The organism is Paenibacillus sp. AK002 (assembly GCF_053903045.1).
Genome location: NZ_CP096377.1, coordinates 2,328,840 through 2,347,079, shown reverse-complemented (window position 1 = coordinate 2,347,079; position 18,240 = coordinate 2,328,840). Strand labels below are relative to the sequence as shown.

Here is an 18,240-nt window from a genome sequence, read left to right as displayed (position 1 = left end):
TTTTTTCTTTATATCTTATCTTGTGATATATAATAGAGAGACAACCCAAGATACATCCAACCTATATTAAAGGCAGATGACACTGCCTTAGGAACGAAGGAGAACCATCTCCCATGCAAATCGATGACGATGTTTTCATCCCGTTATTCAAGCGGGCCAATTCCATATTAAATCGTACCTTGAGCCGTATTGAACAACAGGAGCTGAGCATCCGTATCCATTACTGGGGGTTCATGCCACGCCACTACGACAATACGGAGCACAAGCATTCATTTTTTGAAGCTTGTTACGTGTTAACAGGCAACGGAACCTATATCGAAGGCGAAAGAGAGTTTCAGCTCCATCCGGGCACACTGTTTCTCTCACGGCCGGGCGTCCAGCATCAAATAAGAAGCAAGGACGGCCTGGCCTTATGCTATGTCGCCTTTGAACCGGAAGAAACGGCAAACGGCGAGTTTTATGCGGCCGCGTTCCGGTTGTTGGCCAAACAAGGCAATCCGGTGGTTACAGAAGGTGCCCGGCAGGCGTCCGGATTATTATGGCTTTCGCTGTTATCGCTGTTTCATACGGGTTCCGGCAAACAGCACCCGCCGCAAATGCTGAACAGTTTGGCCGCATCACTGATAGTATCCTTTCTGGCCGTCCATGGCCCGGGCTTCCACCATGAGCCTTCCGGCGCCGAAGCAAACGATGAAGGAACCTCCATGTTTCATCAGGCCGAACTGTTTATCAAGGACAACCTCAACGAACCGCTCTCGCTGGAGCGCGTGGCGGGCCATCTCCACATCACGACCCGTCATTTAACCCGGCTGTTTCGCAAATACGGCCATCAATCCTTTGTCCATTATGTACAGGAGCAGCGCGTGCAGCAGGCAAAGCATATGCTCCTCCATACGGATCGCCAGATCAAGGAGATTGCCGTCTGCTGCGGATTCGAGTCCGTGCATTACTTCACCAGGGTATTTACGTCCAAACTTGGCGTAACCCCGGCCCGCTTCCGGCGCTCGCAGTTTTCGGAAGGACGCTACGACTCCGAGGTTTAGCGCCCAAGGGCCGCCGATGTCCTGATCGTACAAAAACACTTCCTCTTTTTATAAAGACGTATCCTCCCTTGCCTTCTACAATGAAGTCGTAACAGACATTCCGGAAGGGAGGATACATCCAATCCATGAAACCTGCAACTGCCTTTCAATCACATCCGATCAATCCTGTGGATTTTCGCCACGAGCCCTTGTTCATGAATCAGGGGATCGACTCCTGGAACTCGTTCATCATGTCGACCCACAAACAAAAATCGCAGCTTCATCCCCCTGAAAAGCGAGGCGTCTACATTACGCTCGACGGAACGCACGGTGCCGATTTCGATAAACTGCTGATCCAGCTTCAGCAAGCCTGCGAACAAGAGGGCATCGCCTTCTCGAGCGATTCGACGTCCCATTACGTAAAACCCGAAGCCGAGCTCCGGGCCGAGATGGCTCCTTATCTGACCGATAACCGGGCATTCGGCTATAAAGCCTCGGATGTCCGTCCCATTCAATATTTTCTGCCGGACGCAAAGGCTGCCTTGCAAAAAAGCGCGCGTCAATTTGACGCGATGTGCGGCATTCACGTGCTGCACGGCCCGGGTGCCTCGCTGCTGGAAGGCAGGACTCCCGATCTTCGCTTCTACGCCGATTACTCCCGCGAAAACCAGCAGCGGCGCCATGCCGAGCATATGGGCAGCTTCGGCCTCGGCATCTCGAGCGATAAGGTTGAGACCTACAAGAACTGCCTGTTTCTCGAATGGCCCGTCTGGGAAACTTACCGCCGGGACTGGCTGGACCATCATGTCCAGCATTCGGTCAACCAAGCGTACTATATGGATTTGAATCGTTCGGAAGCTCCCGTCTGGCTGCCTGCAGCGAAATTGGCAAGCGTGCTGCATCAAGCGGCCCGGCAGCCGTTTCGGGTCAAGCCGTTTTTTGCCCCGGGGATATGGGGAGGGCAATACCTTAAGGAATTGTGCGGCCTTCCCGAAGAATGGCCGAACTGCGCCTGGAGCTTTGAACCCATCGCTCCCGAGAACACGCTGCTGCTGCGCGTGCAGGATGTCACCTTCGAGGTTCCGTTCACTTTGTTGATGGAGGCAGCCCCCCAGGAAATTATGGGAACGCGTAATTTCGAGCTGTTCGGCGATTATTTTCCGATCCGGTTTGACTATCTGGATACGATGAAGGGCGGCGAGCTGTCGCTTCAGGTGCATCCGTTGCAGGAATATGCAGAGGCGCAGTTCAATGAACATATGACACAGCAAGAGTCGTACTACATCATGCGTAATGTCCCGGGAGCCAAGGTGTATTTGGGACTGAAGGAAGGGATCACCGGCGGACGGCTCCTTGAAGCCGTCGAGAATGCCCATCTTCAGGAAGAGCCGCTTGAGCTTTCCGACTACGTTAACGAGTACCACTCGCAAACAGGGGATCTCTACCTTATTCCACCGGGTACGGTCCACTGCTCCGGCAGGGATAATCTCGTGCTGGAAATCTCCTCGACCACCTGGTGGTTTACGTTTAAGATTTACGATTATCTGCGGCTGGACGCCGATGGCAAGCCACGCCCGATGAACCCTGAGCATGCGCGCCACAATATCAATGACGCCATGAATACGCCGGCGGTAGAGGACGGGCTTATCGCCAGGCCATCCGTCGTAAGCCGTCAAGGCGGCAGCACGGAGGAACTGCTGGGACAACGGGAAGATCTTCTGTTCCAGGTCAGCAGGCTGAATTTGCAGGATACGTGGAAAGCGGATACCCAAGGAGAGTTCGTTATGTACAATCTCGTGGAAGGCGACCGCGTCCGCCTTGTACCGGCAGCGGACGAGGGTGGGGCCGTTGAATGGGGCTACGCGGAATCCTACATCGTTCCGGCATGTATAGGCGAATACCGATTGGAGAACCTGTCCGGATCCCCATGCACCTTGATTGCGGCCAGGGTCAATCCGGAATGGAATCTCCCGCTGCTTCCACCTTCCCGGAGAGCGGCAAACGGAGAGTTTTCATGAACCGCCCTGATTGGGACGATACGGGAAGCCCGTCTCCCCCTGCCCCCATCACCATAACGCTAGATGCCGGGGGAACCGCTTTGAAGGGGGCGCTGCTCGTGAATGGGCAGCTTGTCCCCGGCTCGTTCCTCATCCAGCCTTCGGCATCGCAAGGAACGGCTGAGGAAGCGATCGCCAGCTTCGCCGGCGCCTGCCATGATTTGTTACGCTTTTACGCCTCGGCCTTCCGGCCGGTGGACTATCGCGATTCGATCCGGATCGGCTTTGCCTTTCCGGGGCCCTTCGATTACGCAAAAGGCGTTGCCCTTCTTCAAGGCATCGGCAAATATGATGGGCTGTACAAACTGTCGGTTCGGGATCTGCTCCGTTCGAAGTTCCAGAGCCTCAAACCATCCTTTCCGGGTGCCATGATGAATCGTTTGACCGCTGCCGATATCCGATTCGGGAACGACGCCTTCATGTTCGGGCTGGGCGCCTCCATCCGGTTCAGGGCGGAACGTCTCGTATGCCTGACGCTCGGTACGGGCCTCGGTTCGGCCTTCGTGGAGAATGGCCGGATCGTAGCCGGCAAGGACGGTATCCCTGGCAGCGGCATGCTGTATGCGGAGCCTTACCGGGACCACATCGTGGACAGCTATTTCGGGAGAAGAGGCATTCTGAGGATGGCCTCGGAGCGGGGACTCCTGACGGACGGAATCGACGTTGCCGATCTGGCCGAAGCGGCAACGCGAGGTAATGGGCAGGCCCGCGATTTATTCCGGGAATTCGGCAGCAATCTGGGAGGAATGCTGCGGCCCTATCTATCCGGATTCCGGCCGGATCGCTTGGTGCTGGGCGGACAGATCTCGGGCAGCCTGCCCTTATGGGAAAGGGATATGCAGCTGGCCTTGGGTACGCACAGCGTTCCAATCGACTGTCTCGAGGACGGTACGTCCGCTGTGTTTTACGGCATAGAGAAGCTGTTTGACGATACGGCGAGCGATCGATCCGCTCCATATTATCATTAGGAGGTCCTATCATATGAACAAGAACATATCACGCCAAGGAAGCCATAGACCCGCCCGTCCCTGGACGATCTATGCCATCCATCATTCTCACACGGATATCGGTTACACCGAGCGCCAGGAGCGGATCGAGCAGTACCATGTCGATTTTATCCGCCAGGCTCTGGGCATTACGGATGCCGCACACCGCGGAGAACGTCCCGAATGGAAATCGTTCCGCTGGACTTGCGAAACATTCTGGGCGGTTGAGAAATTCCTCGAATCGGCCACGACGGAAGAAAAGGAGGCTTTTCAGCAAGCGGTAATCCGCGGTGATATCGAACTGTCCGGAACCTATCTCAACATGACGGAGCTTCCGGACTTCGACCTCCTTCTGCACAATCACGGCAAGGCGCAAAGGTATGCAAACACGTTCGGACATCGGATCGACAGCGCCATGACCGCCGACATCAACGGGTACAGCTGGGGTTATGCGGAAAGCCTGCTGCAAAATAACATCGAGCATCTGTTTTCCTGCATCCATACGCACCACGGCATGTATCCGCTGGGCCGCAAACAAACCCCGTTCTGGTGGGAAAGCCACAGCGGCGGCAGGCTGCTCGTATGGAACGGCGAGCATTACATGTTCGGCAACGAGCTCGGGTTCTGCCCTGACGCACTCGGCAAATACATCATCAAGGATGAGCTTCAGCATAATTTGATGGAGCCCGAAGAGCGGCACAACGACATTGCTGCCCTGCGGATTAACCGGTATTTATGGAATCTTGAGCAGGAGTCCTACCCGTATTCCTTCGTTCCCGTCATGGTCTCCGGCCTGGGCACGGACAATGCGTCCCCGAATGCCGACATTGCGGAGTGGATAAGCGCATGGAATGAACAATACGGCGACCAAATCACCATTAAAATGGCCACGCTCTCCGAATTTTTTGCCGTCTTGAAGCAGGAGGATCTGTCCGCGCTTCCGGTGCACCGCGGGGATTGGCCGGACTGGTGGACCGATGGGGTCGCCTCCACGGCGATGCATACCCAGATTTACCGGGATGCCCAGCGCACGCTTCGCAAAGTCAAGCGTCTCGATCCGGGCCATGCAGCGGCAAGCCTCGCCGAGATCGAGGAGGCATCGCAGGCGCTGACCATGTATGCCGAGCATACCTGGGGCTACCATTCCTCCGTGTATGAGCCTTGGCATCCGCAGGTGCAGATGCTGGAGGTGCGAAAGCAAGCCTATGCGGCGGAAGCCAGCAAGCTGGCTTACCGGGCGCTGGATAAAACGCTCGTTGCCCGTCAGGGGGCACTGCTTGCCCCCCATCGTCCCTTACGCTACGAGGTGATCAACACGGAACCGGCCGCAGCTACGCTGCAGGTTGCCGTACCGCTGGATGGCTGGGAACACGTGATTTTGAAGAAAACGTTCGAGCTCATCGACGAAACGACCGGGCAGCCGCTTCCGTACCAATTGACACATACGGGGGCACTTGTTACGGAGCTCACGCTTGAAGCGGGAGAGTCCCGGATATTGTTTATTCATACGCCCGAATCGTCAGATATTTTCGCTGCTTCCGGGAACATGGCAACCGCGCGGAATACCGAACCGATCGCATGCGAAGGCATCGCCGACATTTGGACCCAGCCCTTGACTCCCTATCCGATCGTGGTGGGCAAGAGTTCGCTCGAATCCGACTTCTTCCGGATCGAATGGGAAATGAACAAAGGCATTACGGCCTGGATCGATAAGACACGCTCGGCGGGCCTGCTGGACGGTGAACGCGAGCACGGGGCATTCACTCCTGTCTACGAGGTAACGCCGGCACAGGATGAGCATAATCCATCCGAAATATGCTCGACCCGCCGCCGCATGGGACGCAACCGGAAGGGCACCAACGTCCAGCGGGATGCCGGGCGCTTAACCCGCGCGACCGTGCTGGACAACGGACCGCTGTTTGCCCTGGTCGAGCTGGTGTTCGACGTGAAGGGGCTCAGCTACTATGCCCTCCACATCAAGATGTTTGCCAACCAGCCTCGTGTCGAGGTGTCCGTCCGCTTCCACAAGGACAGCGTTTGGCTGCCGGAAAATGTCTATGTGGCACTGCCGTTCTCGCTGGGGACGGAAGCCGAGTTATACGCCGAAAAAGCCGGATGCCATATCCGGCCTTGGAAGGATCAAATTCCTGGAAGCTGCCTCGATTACACCAGCGTGCAGGAGGGAATATTCTGGCACTCGGCTAAAGACCGGGAAGCGTTGACCCTGTCCATGACAGACACGCCGCTCGTACAGCTCGGAACGCTGGAGCACGGGCCGCGCCAGCTTCACGCCATGCAGCCGGCGGACAGCCGTCCTTCCACGTATGCCTGGATATTGACGAACTACTGGGAGACCAATTTCAAGGCTACGCTTGGCGGCTTCTACGAGTTCCGCTATGCGGTAGAACGCCATCGCCAGCTGGACCCCCAGCAAACGGCGAAGACGCTGCACGCCTCAACCGGACAATTCACGATCCATCGGATCCATTGATTCATGATGAAGAACAGCTGCCCTGGTAACCAGGGCAGCTGTTCTCATTAATACAAGGAGGCGGTCTGTCGATCCGGCCTCTCCCGTCTTTTGATTATTCGGTTATAGCGGGATTACGTCCAAGCCCACATGAATCCGTCGCGATCCCAGGCAATCCGGCCGCCATGCAGTTTGCGGAAAGCCTTCTTCACGTCCTTGGAGAGCGAAGCATTTCCATTCTCGTTCACGAAAACAAATTCTTCCCCGAAGTTCTCGCGTACATAACGGATGGCTTCCGTCTGATACAAATTGCCCGTAAACCGGATTTCCTCCACCATCCATTCGGCCACCTGCTGTGCTGTATATGCCATATGTGCATTCTTCCCTTCTGTATCCATTCCCTTATTATAACAGAATGGACGACAGAGTCGATTCGCATGGAAGCCGCCCGAAGGGCAGCGGTGCATATTTGGCCATCGCGATAGCGAAAGCAGATTACATCAAGATCCATGACAGCAATAAAAACTGGATGGAACCCGCAATCTCGATCATGCCGACCTTCATCGGTTTCATTATTTTTCCGGCATACCGCAGTGTCTTCACAAACGGAAACAAGAACGGCAGGCACATCCACGGATGCCCGAGGAAGATCGGCAGAATCAGCATCACCGAATGATACGTGATGGCATATGCCGTCCAGCGCCTGTTTTTCCGCTCCCGAAATACGGATTTGACGAAGAATACGGTTCCCGTGAAATATAGGAAATTCAGAGCAACAACAGCGGCTAGCAGCTGATCGAAGCCTCCTCCTCCCAGCATGTATGCAGCGGCGCCTCCGGTACAGAACAGCAGAATCGCACAAATATCGTTCAGCAGCGCACGCTCCGCTTTGCGGAGGACATGCCAGACATTAACCATGATCAGCAAGAGAAGGATCGGCGCAAACCAGAGCATCGACGGCTTGAGAACAAGTACCGGAACCAGAAACACAGCGGCAACAAGGGCATAAACGGTCCCCCAGGATATCCAGGTTTTGCGTTTGGCCGTAGTCTTTAAGGATTGCAGAAACGGATAGGACGCCATATATAGAAATAACCACGCCAAAAACAGCGGAAGGTGCAGAAGGGCCGGCTTGGCAGCCACCATTCCGATGAAATAAGGTACAGAGACCATGGCCCAGCCTCCATGCTCCCGCGGAATCACAATCCTCGTCTTTTTCATGCCTCTCTCCCTCTCCATCCATCAGCTCGCACCGACAACGATTCATCTCTTGTCAGCCGCTCGAAGCATTGCCGGACGAATGGTATGTAATATCGCTAAAGGTACCTACATAATGAATGATGTCGCCCGATTCGTCCCTTACGGCATTAATGGTCAACAGCTCCAAATATTCCTCTCCGTTTTTCCTGCGGTTCCAAATCTCCCCCTGCCAGCTTCCGCGCTCCATGATCTCAGACCACATCGCGCGATAAAACGCCGACGATTGCCTTCCGGACTTCAGCACGCTCGGATTTTTGCCGAGCACTTCCTCCTCCGAGTATCCCGTTAACTTCGTGAATGCCGGATTGACCGCACTGATCCTTCCGCTTGGATCCGTTACCAGAATCCCTTGGCCGGTGGAGTTAAACACCTCGGATTGCACGGCAAGTTTGTCCTGGTAATACATCCATACAACAACGACGAAGCTCGCAAGCGCAACCTGCGACAAAGCCATGAAGCCGATGGAATACTGCCCTGTAACCGAATGGATAAAGGAAAGCATCAGCGGAGGAAAGAATCCGCCAAGGCCGCCCATCATGGACACGATGCCATTCACAATGCCGGCCTGCTTATTGAAATAAAGGGGCACGAGTTTGAAAATGACCCCGTTCCCGAGACCCGCACCAACGGCTATGGTTAAGCAGCCGGCCGTATACAAGCCGATGGACGGAGAGAATGCCAACAGGATAGCCGCAGCCGTCAGCCCCAGGAATACGCCCATTAATAAGAACAGCGGTTTAAATCGGTCTGCAAGCCAGCCCCCGACGGGACGCAAAAAAGTCGCGATCATGATGAACCCGGCCGTCCGCATCCCGGCATCCACCTTGGCCAGCTCAAAATGAGAAACCAGGAAGTTCGGCAAGTACACCGTAAAGGCTACGAACGAACCGAAGGTAATGAAATAAAAAAGCGAGAAAAACCACAGCTTTTCATTCTTATATACACCCTTGATCTGTTCCATGACCGGTGTTTTCACCTTGATTTCTTTGCGGTCGCCTAAAAAAACATTGAATAATGCAAATATCAGCAGCAGGATCAAATACAGCTGGACGGTTTTGGACCATCCGATCCCCGTCGCGATGACCGGTGCGGCAAACGTGGTAATGGCTGTACCGATGTTGCCCATCCCATAGATCCCATTGACCAGTCCCAGCTTCTCTTTTGCATAGTATTTCGGCAATGAGGTCACGCCCACCGAGAACACGGCCCCACCGATCCCAAGGAACAAGCCGCCGATGACCAGATGCGTAAAGGATGAAGCCGAGCTGATAAAATAGACCGGAAACAGCAGCAGGATGAAGCTGGATATAAAAACAATTCGTGCTCCGACCACGTTGGCGTAATAACCGAGCGGTATCCGCAGAACCGAGCCCAGCACCACCGGAATGGCCGTCAGAATGGCGAGCCGGTCTGCCGGAATGGCGATATCTTCTCTTATGAACGGCAGGAGCGCGGAGATGATGACCCATACCATAAAACCAAGCACCAGATTCATTGTTTGCAGCGGAAGCTGCAGCTTTTTGATCATTCCCATCACCTTTTCCAAAGCGTAATGAATGGCATATTGATCCCCAGCTCCTATTGTACGTGCACCTATTCACAATGCGAATAGGGAAGTTCCCTGAATCTCTCCGGGGAACTTCCCTATACCTTACCGCAATCACCCTGCTTATGCGTCATTATTAAAAATCCAGCAGTTTTTTCTTCAGCGCATATTCCACTAACTCCGGACGGCTCTTCAATTTCAGCTTTTCCATGATTTTGGCCTTGTGCGCTTCCACCGTTTTGACCGATACAAATAGTTTTTCCGCGATTTCCTTGTTGCCATAGCCCTTCGCGATCAGCGGCAGGATCTCAATCTCCCGTTGGGACAGGCTGTTGAACGGATCCTGCTCCGCGCTCTCGCTGTCTTTCTTGATAAATTCCCGGACCAGGGACGTGGCCATCTGGGGGTGGATGTAGGTTCCTCCCTTATGAACCATGCGGATGGCAGAAATCAATTCATCATCCGGCGCATTTTTGAGCACGTAACCCGAAGCGCCGTTCTTCAAAACATGGAACAAGTAATCGTCATCGTCATACATGGTCAGGATCAAAATTTTCGTTTCGGGAAATTCACTGCTGATCTTGCCTGTCGCAATCAATCCGCTCTCGCCGGGAGGCATGCTTAAATCCATCAACAGCACATGCGGCCGATGCTTGACCACCATGGCGTATGCCTCAATGCCGTCTGCCGCCGTCGCGACGACCTCCATATCCTCTTGGTAATTCAGAATCATGGAAAATCCGCTGCGGACCACGGCATGATCATCCGCGATCACAATTTTCATATTCCCCTCACCTCCGCCTTGCCGCTGCTCGTAAGCGGGATCTTCAGCTGAACCGTCGTCCCCTCGCCGGGAGCGGAAACCAAAGTAAACTGGCCATCGACGAGTTCTGCGCGTTCGCGCATTCCGTACAGCCCTAATCCGGTTCCCTTGGCTTCGTCAATGATCATGTTAAACCCGACGCCATCGTCCCGGACGGTTAACTGAAGGCAGCCGTTCTCCTCGCATAATCGGACATGTACCTCGTCCGTTCCCGAATATTTCAAGGCATTTAACACCGCTTCCTGGCAAACCCGGTACACCACCGTTTCAATCTCGCTGCCATAGCGGGCCGCCGCCAACTCTGCAGAGAATTCAACCAGCATGCCGTAATTCTTCCCGATCCATTTGAAATGGGAGCGGAAGGCAGCCTCCAGCCCCAAATCATCGAGGGAAGCGGGCCGGAGCTCAACCGACAAATGCCGGATATCATCCAGCAGCCTCGTTAAAGACGCCTCGGTCTGGTGCAGCTTCTTGAGCACATCCTCGCCCACATTCATATATTTAACGACGCGCAGGTCGACCAGCGAGCTTAAGAGCTCCTGAGCCACGCTATCGTGCAGCTCGCGCGAGATCCGCTTGCGCTCGTCCTCCTGTGCCTTGATGACGTATTTCAGCATATTCGTCCGCTGCAGCATTTCCTGCGTTTTCTGCTGCTTCGTCAGATCGAGGAGCATCATCACCCGGATGCCGCGGGCTTCATCGATGGTATGGTAACTGGCCGCATAAGGAACAATTCCTTCGGACCGCGTCTTCAGATAGACTTGGAACGACGAGAATTCTCCATCCGGATAATCCAGATAGCATTTGGAGCAGGAGATGAGATCCTGTTCGTCGGTGTACCCTTCGCAGGTCTGGCAGAAGGACCCGTCCAGTCCGGAGTGCATCCTCTCGATCACTTCAATGTCAAGGATATTCTCCGCAGCCGGATTCATCGCGACCACGCTGCCGTCCTCGTCCATAAAAAAAATGGCTTCCATGCTATTCTGATACATGTTTCTCAGCAATTCGCTCAGATGCTCATCCGTCATTTGAATCACGGCCGTGATACCTCCTTGGCATAAAAAGCGCCAAATTCCGTTCCTATACCTTCCTGAAACGACGCAAAGGCCTTGTGATCCAGCATGTTCTCCTTACGATATCCCACAAGCAAAACCCCCATGACGCGCGTGCCTTCCCACAGCGGTATGGCACCGAGGCTCTTCAGCTGCTCTGCAACGATAATCGGATAATTATACAAGTCCCTTGATTCAATATCCGCATTCACATTCGGGATCAGCATCGGTTTCCCGGTCTTAAACACCATGCCGGCGATGCCCTTGCCGGAATGCAGCACGATGCGCTTGTACCTCTCGTTGATGTTTCCCGAGGCATACTGCCAGGTCAATACAAATCGGTCTTCAGCCGGCTGCACCAATGCCATGGACACGAAATCGAAATGAAACCGGGTCCGAAGCTTATCCATCTCACGTTGGTAATTATAGATCGGCTGATTCTTCATCCCCATTACTCCTCTGACGTAGAAAAGAAGGCTAAAGAAGCCTTCTCTCGTCCTACGACTCAAATTTGCGGTGCTTTCTATACAGGATATATCTTCTGCCCACATAATTCAACGGAACACTCCACACATGGACCAGACGGGTAAACGGCCACAAGCCGAAAATACCAAATCCCGCAAGAATGTGAATTTTGAACGACAGCGGCACATCCTCCATCAGCGAAGCCTCCGGACGGAACATAAACAATCCGCGGAACCAGACCGAGACCGTTTCCCGATAATTGAATTCCGGCTGCACCGCGTTTGTGACCAGCGTGCTGTACATCCCCATGAAGACGATAAACAGCAGGAGGACATTGACCACCATATCGGAAGCGGTGCTGAGTTTTCGGACATTTCGGATGGCAAATCGTCTGGCGGTTAACAAGATCATGCCCCCCAGCGTTAAAAAGCCGAATGCGCTTCCGATATACACCGCGCCGATATGGTACATATGGTCGCTGATGCCGAGCGACTCCATCCAGGATTGGGGGATGGCCAGGCCGGCCACATGTCCCCCGATAACCGGAATGATGCCAAGATGGAACATGAGGCTGCCCAGCTTGAGATGTTTTTTCTCGATAAACTCGCTGGATTTTGCCGTCCAGTTAAACTGGTCCGTACGATAACGGTAGATATGACCGACGATAAATACAACGATGCATACATAGGGGAAAATGACCCACAAAAATTGATCAATCATGTTCATGAGTGGCAGCCTCCTGACTGAGACACGCCTTGAACGTGTCGCGAAGCCCTTGAACAAGATAAGCATACGGGCTGTTATACTTCTCCAAGGCTTTCAGCAGATGATAGGTGCCGTCTTCCATGACGGCCATCATCAAATTCAGGCTTTCCGCGGCTTCCTTCTCGCGGCCCTGCCAGGGCGCCGCGTACAAAAACTCGCACATCAGCGGAAGATAATCCGACAATTCCGAGCCTTCGATGCCAAGGCCAAACATCTCATACGTCTCCTTAAGCCTGGCGAGCATCTGCCCGCGTTCCCGGCCGTCCTCGAATTTGTAATAGGTCATATACAATGTGGATTTCGCCTGAAAGTCGAAGGTCTGGACATACAGCTCTTCAATCTCCTCCATGCTGTATTCATGCATGATCGTCCAATACGTTCTGACGGATTCATAAGCCGGATCGGCGGAGTCAAGCGCTTCCTCCATGACAGACGGATGGAAATCCAGCTTTTCCGGATACGTGAGCTGCTGAGCAAAAAAACCGAAAACATGTTTACAATCATGCAGCTTTCCGAGATTAATCACGCCAGATCCCTCCATAGAAATTTTCTTCGTACAGCTCCTTGCCGGTTTTGCCCTGCAGACCTTCCGGACCGCAGCCGCCGCAGCTCGCGCCGAATCCTTCGGAGCCCTGGGAACGGTAGACATCCATATGGCTTTCTTTATGGGAAGTCGGAACAACGAACCGGTCTTCGTATTTCGCGATGGCAAGCAGCCGGTACATCTGCTTCATTTGATGGGCAGTCAGGCCGACCCGTGCCAGACGCGTCTCATCAAACTCGGCCCCCGACGATTGTGCGCGCATATAAGAACGCATCATCGCCATTCTTTGCAGGGCTTCCTTCACCGTGACCGTGTCGCCTGCCGTGAGCAGATTCGCGAGGTACTGGATCGGCGTGCGCATCTCCTCGATCGCCGGGAAAATCATGTCCGGATTCTCGATGGAATCCCTGCCTTCAAAATAGTTCATGATCGGGCTGAGCGGCGGCACATACCATACCATCGGCAGCGTCCGGTACTCCGGATGAAGCGGGAAGGCCAGCTTGTATTCGATCGCAAGCTTATAGACCGGCGAGTTTTGGGCAGCTTCGATCCATTCTTCCGACAAGCCGTCTTTGCGCGCCTGCTCGATGGTCCCAGGATCGTGGGGATCCAGGAACAGATCGAGCTGCGCCTGATACAGATCCTTCTCATCCGGCGTGGAGGCTGCTTCCTGTACGCGGTCCGCGTCATAGAGCAGCACGCCCAAGTAACGGATACGGCCTGTGCAGGTTTCGGAGCATACCGTTGGCAGCCCTGCTTCGATTCTCGGGAAACAGAAGGTGCATTTCTCGGCCTTGTTCGTTTTCCAGTTGAAGTACACCTTTTTGTATGGGCAGCCGGTCATGCAGTACCGCCAGCCGCGGCAGGCCTCCTGGTCCACCAGCACGATGCCGTCCTCGTCCCGCTTATACATGGCACCGGAGGGGCAGGAGGCGACGCAGCTCGGGTTCAGGCAGTGCTCGCACAGGCGGGGCAAATACATCATGAACGCCTGCTCAAAGTTGAATTTGATCTCTTCCTCGATCTTTTCGATATTCGGATCCTTCGGACCGGTCACGTGGGCGCCCGCCAGATCGTCTTCCCAGTTCGGGCCCCATTCCAGATTCATCGTTTCGCCGGTCACGGCCGATTTCGGACGAGCCACCGGCTGGTGTTTCTTCTCCCCGGCATTCGTCAGATGTTCATAGTTATACGTCCAGGGCTCATAGTAATCTTTCATTTCCGGCATATCCGGATTGTAGAAAATTTTGCCGAGCGCGATTTTGGACAGCTTGCTGCCGGACTTCAGCTGCAGCTTGCCCTTTTTCAGCGTCCAGCCTCCCTTGTATTTCTCCTGGTCTTCCCAGCGGATCGGGTAGCCGACCCCCGGCTTCGTTTCCACGTTGTTGAACCACATGTATTCCGCGCCCGGACGGTTCGTCCAGGTGCTCTTGCAGGTGACGCTGCACGTATGGCAGCCGATGCATTTATCCAAATTCATGACCATGGCGACCTGCGCTTTAATCTTCAAGCCAATCCACCTCTTTCATTTTGCGGACAGCCACGTACACATCCCGCTGGTTGCCGATCGGTCCGTAGTAGTTGAAGCCATAGCTGAGCTGGGCGTAGCCCCCGACCATCTGGGTCGGCTTCACATGGATTCTCGTCGGCGCGTTGTGGCTGCCGCCGCGATCCTTCGTGATTTCCGAACCCGGCACATTGATGTGTTTGTCCTGCGCGTGATACATGTACATCGTGCCTTTTGGCATCCGGTGGCTGACAACGGCACGGGCGGTGACGACCCCGTTGCGGTTGTATACTTCCAGCCAGTCGTTGTCCTGGATGTCGTTTGCCGCCGCGTCGTCATTGTTGATCCATACCGTCGGGCCGCCGCGGAACAGCGTCAGCATGTGCAGGTTATCCTGATACGTGCTGTGAATGTTCCATTTGCCGTGCGGCGTCAAATAGCGGAGCACCAGCGTATCCTTGCCCCCGGTAATCTGCTTGTCGCGCGGTCCGAACACCATCGGCGGAAGCGTCGGTTTATACACCGGCAGCGCTTCGCCGAACTGCAGGAAGATTTCATGGTCGATATAAAAATGCTGCCTGCCGGTCAGCGTGCGGAACGGCACGAGCCGCTCGATGTTCGTCGTGAACGGCGAGTACCTTCTTCCCATTTTGTTCGAGCCGCTGAACACCGGCGTCGGAATGACTTCCCTCGGCTGGGCCGTGATGCTCTGGAACGTGATGCGCTCCGCCGCGCGGTCCGCGGAAATATCCTTCAGCTGCACGCCGGTATCCTGCTCCGCCGATTCCCATGCCCGCTGCGCTACTCTTCCATTCGTAGCCGAAGAAAGATTCAGAATGGCATCCGCCGCATTTCTTGCGGTATGAAGCTTCGGCAGGCCATTTTTGATGGAGTCGTCATAATAAGTTCCGTTCAAGCGCTTCAGCTCTTCGTACTCCTCGGCAACCGAGAAGCTGACGCCGTGCGCCCCGACTTTGCCTGTGGCCAGGTTCGGCCCGAGCGTCACGAATTTATCGTAAATTTTCGTATAATCGCGTTCGACCACCGTCAGGTTCGGCATCGTTTTGCCCGGAACCGCTTCGATCTCGCCCTTGCGCCAATCCTTCACCTCACCGTACGGCTGGGCGATCTCGCTTGCCGAGTCATGGGCCAGCGGGCTTGTCACAAGATCCTTGTATACGCCGGGCAGATGCGTTTGGGCCATGTCCGAGAAGACTTCAGCGATCGTTCTGTAAATATCCCAGTCCGAACGCGATTCCCAAAGCGGATCCACCGCCGGGTTGAACGGATGGACGAAGGGGTGCATGTCGGTGGAGGATAAATCGGTTTTCTCGTACCAGGTCGCTGCCGGCAGCACCACATCGGCATACATCGGCGTCGAGGTCATCCGGAAATCGAGCGCGACTAGCAGATCCAGCTTGCCTTCCACGTCCTCGCGCCACACCATTTCCTCCGGCTTATCCTCTTCGTTCGGCGTCGAGAGCAGGCTGTCCGAAGCGCCAAGCAAATGCTTCATGAAGTATTCCTGCCCTTTGGCCGAGCTTGAGATCAGGTTCGAGCGCCATACGAACAGCGATCGCGGGAAGTTTTCCGGCGCACCCGGATCTTCGGCCGCAAATTTCGTCTCCCCTGACACGATTTGTTCAAGCGTGTGTTTCACGATGTCTTCATTGCTCGTTTTGCCTTGCAGCGCCGCTTCCTCCGCAAACGTCAGGCTGTTCTTGTTGAACTGGGGATAGGACGGAAGCCAGCCGAGCCGCGCGGCAAGCACGTTGTAATCCGCCGGATGCTGGTACCGGATCTCCCCGCCCGTCGGCGATTTCAGGGAATCGGCCCCCATTTCTTCGTATTTCCACTGGTCGGTCGCAAAATAGAAGAACGAAGTGGCATTTTGCTGACGCGGCGGTCCCTGCCAGTCTTTAGCGAAGGCAACCGTGGACCACCCCTCGATCGGACGGCATTTCTCCTGTCCTACGTAATGCGCCCAGCCGCCGCCGTTCACACCCTGGGAGGCCGTCAGAATGACCAGGTTCAGAATGGAGCGGTAGATCGTGTCGCTGTTGAACCAGTGGTTAATGCCCGCACCCATGATGATCATGGAGCGGCCGCCGGTATCCAGCGAATTCTGCGCGAATTCTCGGGCGATTTGAACGACGACCGACGCTTTCACGCCGGTAATGTTCTCCTGCCAGGCCGGGGTGTAGTCGAATTCGGCATCTTCATACCCTGAAGCCGCAAGCCCGCTCTCCGCTTGCCCTATCCCATATTGGCTCAGCATCAGATCATATACCGTTGCGGCGAGACGCTCGGTTCCGTCGGCCAGCTGAATTTTCTTCGCTGGAATTTGGCGTTGGAAGGTGCCGTTGGCCCGGTTATCAAAGAACGGGAACCGGATCTTCTGCCGCTCCGCTCCCTGGGACTCCACGGAAAGCGCCGGTGCAATGACCGACCCGTCTTCGCGTTCCAGAATCAGGTTCCATTTCTTGTCCTGCTCCCAGCGCTGGCCCATCGTACCGTTCGGAACGATGATTTCATTCGTGTTCTCGTCGATAATCACCGGTTTCCACTCGGCATGCTGCGAGGCATCGCCCAAATCGCTTGCCCGGAGGAAACGGCCTGCCTTGTAGCCTCCCTCAAACTCATCCAGGAGAATCAGGAAAGGCATATCCGTATATTGTTTCGCATAATTCAGGAACATCGGCTCCTGACGCTCATGATAGAACTCCTTCAAAATGACATGCGTCATGGCTTGTGCAATCGCCGCATCGGTTCCGGGATTCGGAGCCAGCCAGTTGTCGGCGAATTTGACATTCTCCGCATAGTCCGGCGCGACCGACACGACCTTGGTGCCTTTGTACCGCACTTCCGTCATGAAATGGGCGTCCGGCGTACGCGTTAACGGCACGTTCGAGCCCCACATGATCAGGTAGCCCGCATTGTACCAGTCGCTCGATTCCGGCACGTCGGTCTGCTCTCCCCAAATTTGCGGGGAAGCCGGCGGCAGATCGGCATACCAGTCGTAAAAACTCAGCATTTCGCCGCCCAGCAGGGAGATGAACCTTGCTCCCGAAGCGTAGCTGATCATCGACATCGCCGGAATCGGGGTGAAGCCGGCGATGCGGTCCGGGCCGTATTTGCGGATCGTATAGATTAACTGGGCGGCGATCAGCTTCGTGGCTTCCTGCCAAGATACACGAACGTGACCGCCCTTTCCCCGTGCTTGTTTATAGGATTTGGATTTCGTCGGATCTTCGACGATGCTGGCCCAAGCGGCGATCGGATCGCCGTGCTCGTTCAATGCCTCTTTCCACATATGCCACAGCCGGCCGCGCATGTAAGGGTATTTCACCCGCAGCGGGCTGTATTCATACCAGGAAAATGACGCCCCGCGCGGACATCCCCGCGGTTCGAATTCCGGCATATCCGGCCCGCAGGACGGATAATCGATCTGCTGGTTTTCCCAGGTGATGATCCCGTTCTTTACGAACACTTTCCAGCTGCAGGAGCCTGTACAGTTCACGCCGTGAGTGGTCCGCACCACTTTGTCGTGCGACCAGCGCTTGCGGTACATATCCTCCCATTCCCTGCTTTTCTCCTCCAGAACGGACCAATTGCCAGAGTAGCTTTCCATCCTCTTGAAGAACTTCAGCCCCGACTTTCGTCTCATAGGACACTTCAACTCCTTCTGCTTGAATGACAATGATTGGGGAATCAATGTGCCGTTCTTCGTATAGCTTCATTAT

General features: G+C 54.9%; 14 protein-coding genes. 4 read left to right on the top strand and 10 right to left on the bottom strand.

Translation table 11 applies throughout. The features are described 5' to 3' along the window. Nucleotides 1-113: 113 nt before the first annotated feature. The 4 genes from M1D70_RS10270 to M1D70_RS10255 all read left to right on the top strand — a co-directional run bounded on the left by M1D70_RS10270 (nucleotide 114) and on the right by M1D70_RS10255 (nucleotide 6,556). Nucleotides 114-1,043, top strand: coding sequence for a helix-turn-helix domain-containing protein (locus M1D70_RS10270; RefSeq protein WP_456289807.1), 930 nt, complete (start codon nucleotides 114-116; stop codon nucleotides 1,041-1,043). A 125-nt stretch (nucleotides 1,044-1,168) separates the two neighbouring features. Continuing rightward, entirely contained in the window at nucleotides 1,169-3,040 is a 1,872-nt protein-coding gene (locus tag M1D70_RS10265) for a class I mannose-6-phosphate isomerase (protein ID WP_456289806.1), read from the top strand. Further along, the gene (locus tag M1D70_RS10260) at nucleotides 3,037-4,047 is read left to right on the top strand and encodes an ROK family protein (protein ID WP_456289805.1); all 1,011 of its coding nucleotides are present in this window, start codon (nucleotides 3,037-3,039) and stop codon (nucleotides 4,045-4,047) included. The genes M1D70_RS10265 and M1D70_RS10260 overlap by 4 nt, the downstream gene beginning before the upstream one ends. A 13-nt stretch (nucleotides 4,048-4,060) precedes the next feature. After that, a complete protein-coding gene (locus M1D70_RS10255) occupies nucleotides 4,061-6,556 on the top strand; it encodes a glycoside hydrolase family 38 N-terminal domain-containing protein (RefSeq protein ID WP_456289804.1) in 2,496 nt (831 codons plus the stop codon). 113 nt (nucleotides 6,557-6,669) lie between these two features. Here the strand turns inward: M1D70_RS10255 and M1D70_RS10250 are convergent, their stop codons facing one another. The 10 genes from M1D70_RS10250 to M1D70_RS10205 all read right to left on the bottom strand — a co-directional run bounded on the left by M1D70_RS10250 (nucleotide 6,670) and on the right by M1D70_RS10205 (nucleotide 18,164). Further along, on the bottom strand, nucleotides 6,670-6,906 hold the full coding sequence (locus tag M1D70_RS10250; protein ID WP_009592569.1) for a DUF6953 family protein: 237 nt from the start codon (nucleotides 6,904-6,906) through the stop codon (nucleotides 6,670-6,672). A gap of 124 nt (nucleotides 6,907-7,030) precedes the next feature. Continuing rightward, nucleotides 7,031-7,756 (bottom strand): YwiC-like family protein, encoded by a 726-nt coding sequence (locus M1D70_RS10245; protein ID WP_456289803.1) that lies wholly within the window; start codon nucleotides 7,754-7,756, stop codon nucleotides 7,031-7,033. A gap of 52 nt (nucleotides 7,757-7,808) precedes the next feature. Further along, nucleotides 7,809-9,323 carry a nitrate/nitrite transporter gene (locus tag M1D70_RS10240; protein ID WP_009592596.1) on the bottom strand — a complete coding sequence of 505 codons (1,515 nt, stop codon included), beginning with the start codon at nucleotides 9,321-9,323 and terminating at the stop codon, nucleotides 7,809-7,811. A gap of 154 nt (nucleotides 9,324-9,477) precedes the next feature. Continuing rightward, nucleotides 9,478-10,125: a response regulator transcription factor gene (locus tag M1D70_RS10235; RefSeq protein WP_456289802.1), complete on the bottom strand. Its 648-nt coding sequence runs from the start codon at nucleotides 10,123-10,125 to the stop codon at nucleotides 9,478-9,480. Further along, on the bottom strand, nucleotides 10,122-11,201 hold the full coding sequence (locus M1D70_RS10230; RefSeq protein ID WP_119849160.1) for a sensor histidine kinase: 1,080 nt from the start codon (nucleotides 11,199-11,201) through the stop codon (nucleotides 10,122-10,124). The genes M1D70_RS10235 and M1D70_RS10230 overlap by 4 nt, the downstream gene beginning before the upstream one ends. Continuing rightward, nucleotides 11,198-11,662 (bottom strand): GAF domain-containing protein, encoded by a 465-nt coding sequence (locus M1D70_RS10225; RefSeq protein WP_009592601.1) that lies wholly within the window; start codon nucleotides 11,660-11,662, stop codon nucleotides 11,198-11,200. The genes M1D70_RS10230 and M1D70_RS10225 overlap by 4 nt, the downstream gene beginning before the upstream one ends. A gap of 52 nt (nucleotides 11,663-11,714) precedes the next feature. After that, the gene (gene narI, locus M1D70_RS10220) at nucleotides 11,715-12,407 is read right to left on the bottom strand and encodes a respiratory nitrate reductase subunit gamma (protein ID WP_456289801.1); all 693 of its coding nucleotides are present in this window, start codon (nucleotides 12,405-12,407) and stop codon (nucleotides 11,715-11,717) included. Further along, nucleotides 12,394-12,972, bottom strand: a complete 579-nt coding sequence (gene narJ / locus M1D70_RS10215) for a nitrate reductase molybdenum cofactor assembly chaperone (protein ID WP_456289800.1) — start codon at nucleotides 12,970-12,972, stop codon at nucleotides 12,394-12,396. Before narJ ends, narI begins: the two co-directional genes overlap by 14 nt. Next, nucleotides 12,965-14,500 carry a nitrate reductase subunit beta gene (narH, locus tag M1D70_RS10210; protein WP_456289799.1) on the bottom strand — a complete coding sequence of 512 codons (1,536 nt, stop codon included), beginning with the start codon at nucleotides 14,498-14,500 and terminating at the stop codon, nucleotides 12,965-12,967. Before narH ends, narJ begins: the two co-directional genes overlap by 8 nt. Further along, the gene (locus M1D70_RS10205) at nucleotides 14,490-18,164 is read right to left on the bottom strand and encodes a nitrate reductase subunit alpha (RefSeq protein WP_456289798.1); all 3,675 of its coding nucleotides are present in this window, start codon (nucleotides 18,162-18,164) and stop codon (nucleotides 14,490-14,492) included. Before M1D70_RS10205 ends, narH begins: the two co-directional genes overlap by 11 nt. Between the last annotated feature and the right edge of the window lie 76 nt (nucleotides 18,165-18,240).